Origin of the sequence: Acinetobacter sp. R933-2, assembly GCF_030325485.1 — a bacterium.
Taxonomy (GTDB): Bacteria; Pseudomonadota; Gammaproteobacteria; order Pseudomonadales; family Moraxellaceae; genus Acinetobacter; species Acinetobacter sichuanensis.
Genome location: NZ_JACAIJ010000039.1, coordinates 1 through 4,764 on the forward strand (window position 1 = coordinate 1; position 4,764 = coordinate 4,764).

At 39.2% G+C, this 4,764-nt stretch carries 2 protein-coding genes and 2 pseudogenes; all 4 read right to left on the reverse strand.

Features of this window, described 5'->3' with window-relative positions; genetic code table 11:
- Window positions 1-422: pseudogene (locus HX005_RS19320) on the reverse strand (IS6-like element IS1007 family transposase); the annotation flags it as partial.
- A gap of 42 nt (window positions 423-464) precedes the next feature.
- A pseudogene (locus HX005_RS19325) lies at window positions 465-1,604 on the reverse strand (ISNCY family transposase); the annotation flags it as partial.
- Between the two features lie 237 nt (window positions 1,605-1,841).
- Window positions 1,842-2,726, reverse strand: coding sequence for an Mph(E) family macrolide 2'-phosphotransferase (locus HX005_RS19330; protein ID WP_000155092.1), 885 nt, complete (start codon window positions 2,724-2,726; stop codon window positions 1,842-1,844).
- 55 nt (window positions 2,727-2,781) lie between these two features.
- Window positions 2,782-4,257 (reverse strand): ABC-F type ribosomal protection protein Msr(E), encoded by a 1,476-nt coding sequence (gene msr(E), locus HX005_RS19335; protein WP_000052512.1) that lies wholly within the window; start codon window positions 4,255-4,257, stop codon window positions 2,782-2,784.
- Between the last annotated feature and the right edge of the window lie 507 nt (window positions 4,258-4,764).

Genomic DNA, 4,764 nt, shown 5'->3' on the forward strand with positions numbered 1-4,764 from the left:
GGTGCTTTATCCGTGTTGATCACTTGTGGAATTTGCCACTTCTTCACATTATTTAAAATTTTTCCAAGAAAACAATAAGCTGAATGGGTATTTCGTCTAGCAGAAAGATAGAAATCAAGAGTATGGCCACGTTGGTCAACTGCACGGTATAGATATGCCCATTTGCCATTCACTTTTACGTAAGTTTCATCCAGATGCCATAAATGTCGATCTGTAGGATTACGCCAATACCAACGTAAACGTTTTTCCATTTCTGGAGCATAACGCTGAACCCAGCGATAAATTGTGGTGTGATCAACATTCACTCCACGTTCGGCCAGCATTTCCTGAAGTTCACGATAGCTGATGCCATATTTACAATACCAACGAACAGCCCAAAGAATGATTTCACCTTGAAAGTGCCGACCGTGGAAGGGATTCATCTGCTGTATCTCGAAATAAATAAGATATTTAGCTTATCATGTCAGCCTATTTGCAACAGTGCCGTTGATCTTCCGTCCTTCATGCATGAGGGCCACAGTGCCATCCGGGTACTCCAGAAATGAAATGTATTGCCCAACAAGCTTATGATTCAGCTCTGTCGGTTCAAGCAGATAAATACACTTGTCATAGGTGATGGTTAGGTTCTTCGTGACCTTACGCGGTTCCTGCCAAGTGAATATATCCTCCAGCTCAGCATCAGATTCCGTTAAAGATCGATGTAAATTCTTCGAGTTTCTCGCACACTTGGCAAACTTCTGATTGAAGTGCTCAATGAAGCAGGGTAGCCATGCATTGGCTTCGGCAATTGAACTGATGCCTTCCAGACGCATCTCCTTGATCAAACGGTCTTGAAGGGTTCTATTCGCGCGTTCTACGCGACCTTTAGCCTGTGGTGAGTTGGCAAAGATAATATCAATATTTAACTCGTTCAGAATCCGCCCAAATTGCGTGATCTGGCTGTCTTTCCTGGATTTCTGATTAACTCTGAATACCGAATGTTTGTCGCTATAAAAGGCCAGAGGTTTGCCGTATTGTTCAATGTAGGCTCGGGTTGAAAGCATATAGTCGAAGGTGGTTTCCGCCTCACAGAAGCGTAGATGCAACAGCTTTCCAGTGGCATCATCGATATACACCAATAAACAGCACTTAGCAGCGCGTCCTTCGAACCAGTCATGATATGAGCCATCAATCTGGATCAGCTCACCGAAGCAATCCCGGTTATAACGTGGCTGATATGGACGTTTAAGGCGCTTGGATCGCGGAATCCAGAGGTCATTGGCCATCATCCAGCGCCGAACCGTTTCTACCGGGATATTCAGGTCAAATATGCTGCTGAGCTTCTCATGCGCCAAGGTAGGTCCAAAGCCCAGCAGATGTTCAGAAATAATGGAAAGACATTTTGATTTTAATAACTCATCATGGCGATGATGGCCAGGTTGACCACGACTGGCATGTGCCAGACCTGAAACACCGTCTTGATTGAGTTTCTGCAATAACCGGGTAATTTGACGAGTGGAAAGATTCAGGATTTCAGCAGCACGGACCTGGGTAATACGATGATCTCGAACGTCTTGCAGAACTGCAAGACGTTGAATTTCCTTGTCAGACATAGTGATCAACATCTCTAATTTATATCCAGTCCATGATGGTAAAAACCATCATAAACTAGACATTTTTATTGGTGAGAATATAGACACTTTAAATGGTTTCTAACAAGGTTACTTCACATAAGAAATTTTATGTTAAATGATTGTTAGAAATGCCCCTTGATCGAGGCATTTTCTATAAAGAATACTAAAAACTAATTAAAGCCAACCAAGTTTCAAAACAAGGCAGTTCTCAGCAATCATATTTTTAAATTATATAACTCCCAACTGAGCTTTTGCTCCAACGATAAGGCTTTCATTTTGAGTTTCTAAGGCAAATAAACCATACATCAAAGGAGAGGCCGCTGCTCTTTCTAAAGTCTGTTCATATAGTTTATTCCAAACTTTACCCCCTAGTTTTTCATACTCGATGATTAGAGTTTTGAGGCTTTCTTCTCCAAACAAAGTTACATGCCCAGCAAAATCAATCGCTGGGTCATCTATATGGGCTGTTGACCAATCAATAACGCCTGAAACAGCTCCATCCTTTGAAGCTAGTACATGCCCAGCATATAAATCGCCATGTATAAATTGGGTGAAATCTGCCCATAGAACATCATTATCCAACCATTTTCTGTAGCGGGTTTCCAATTGCTCACTTATACCAATTTCAGATTTTACTAACTGCAAATTGTTTGCTATTTCAGGTCTTAAATCTGAAGGTTTCATAATTTTCAAATCATTTTCCCGAACTTCTTTTTCAGGAATACTATGGATTTCAAATAAGGTTTTTGCCAAAGATGTTATGTATTTCGGGCTATCTTTGTCCATATTCCAAATTATTTCATAGGTTTCAGCATCCAAATTTAAAACAGGATTATCTTTAAGTATGGGATAAGCCACTAATTCTGTAGATGAAATTCTCCAATCAGGAACCTCTACAGAAAGATGTTTTTTTACCAATTCTAAAATGCGTTTTTCTTTCTTGATTTGTTCCCTCATGCCATCACGACGAGGAATACGCAGCAACCATTGTTGCCCCTTTGTATCAAGAGCAAAAACGACCTTAAAATCAATGCCCATTTCATTGAAATTCATTTTGTCCGTAAGCAACAAGCCGTGTGCTTCAGCAAGTGATTGAATATCTTGAATTGTCATTTTTAATTTCCTTTAAAGAGTTCAATAATTAATGTTCGGATTAGATTGGCTATCATTAACAATCTCTCTCAAAAGTCTTGATGATTTTGTGGTCTTTGATCTCGTAGATAATGTCAGCAATATTATCGACCAATTGCTTGTCATGAGATACGAAGATAATAGTTCCTGCATAGGACTTCATCATTGTTTCTAATGCGGCAATACTTTTTAGGTCAAGATAGTTTCCTGGTTCATCCATAAGCAAAATATTATATTTTCCTAAAAGCATTTTGGATAAAAGCAGTTTGATGATTTCACCTCCCGATAAGTCGGATAAGTTTTTTTGAATATCATTCGCTCCGATCCCCATTGAAGCCAATACTGCACGAATTTCCGCAACTGTGTACTCGCACTCTTCCTGCATAAAGGAGAGCACAGATTTATGCGTGTTAAATTTATATCCTGTTTGTGTAAAGTAGCCAATTTCAGCTTTTGGAGATATGGTTAATCCATCAGCACGTTCTGATATCATTTTTAACAAGGACGTTTTCCCTGTTCCATTCGATCCAGTTATAGCGACTTTAGCGCCAAGCGGTATTATAAAGTTAGCGTCATCAAAGATAGTACGGCTACCAAATTTTAAGCTCAGACCATCTGCCGTAATCGGGAACTTATTGTGCAGTTCTAGGGCTGAACTTTGACGAAAACGAATAGAACGCAAATGCTCTGGTGCTTGAATATCTTCTAATGCAGCCAAACGCTTTTCCATACTCTTAGCTGCCTGATACAGTTTTCTTTGCTTGGTGCCAGTCATTTTTGCATGCCCAAGTCGTCCAGCACTTTCGGTAGAGTTTTTGGATTTTTCTCCTTTTTTCTTATTGTCTAATCGATTAGCTTGCTGGCGTTTTTCTTGCACAGCAGATTCTAATCGCTCCCGTTCCTTCATCATCAGCTCATATTCTACGGCTTGGTGTTGTCGCTCTTCTTCTTTTTGACGCAAGTAATCCGAGTAACCACCCCAATATTCCGTAATTTTACCGTCTTTTAACTCCCATATCTTGTCTACAACCATATCAAGAAAATATCGGTCATGACTGATAACAAGTAATGCTCCATCAAATGCTTTAAGTTGACCAATAAGTAGATCTATTCCATTGAGATCAAGGTGGCTGGTTGGTTCATCCGCTAGAATGCCATGTACTTGTTGGGAAAATGCGGCAGCAATTTTTGCACGAGTTTCCTCTCCGCCACTCATTGTGTCGTTTTGTACATTGGAAACACCAAGGCGAGATAACATTGCCCGGTCTTCGACCGTTTCTATTTCGATTCCGCCCAGTTGGCTGATATGTGCAAAATCACCAAAACGCTGTAATGTCGCTTCGGCTAAAACAATTTCGCCATTAAGTACTTTGAGTAAACTACTCTTTCCTGCTCCGTTATCACCCACAAGACCAATACGGTCATAAGAGTGAATTTCCAATTCATCAATATCCAAAACATCACGCCCAGCATAATCCAAGCGTATGTTTCTCGCTTTAATAATTAAACTCATTTTTATTTACTCCTGTTTAGCTCTTGAAATTTTTTATGCAGCAAACAGGATTTAGGTGAAAACAAAAGCTAGCATCACAGTGTCCTCCCAAAAAAAAAGCTATTCATCCACAGGGTGGACAAATAGCTAGTCAATTAAGTTATAACTGGAAACTATGCACTAAAAGCATACTTATAAATTAAGCATACTTTTACTTTATATATCCGCATATATTCTTAAAGACACAACAAAAGCCCACCATTATAAAATAGTGTCACTATGCAAATAGTTGTGTCTTAACGAATGCGGATAGAATGCATAAACTTACCTAAAAAATAAAATTCAGTTTTATGATAACTTTACTGTTAAAAGAAGTCTAGACAACCTTGTTTTATGCTTGGATATAAGGCTTATTTTAAAATAATAGTAGTGAAGATTTTCTAAAATTAACCTCTGTACACGACAAATTTCACAGAACCCTTATCCTATCAGGATTCTGCTTTCTTAAAATTGCCAAAATTTCCTTAA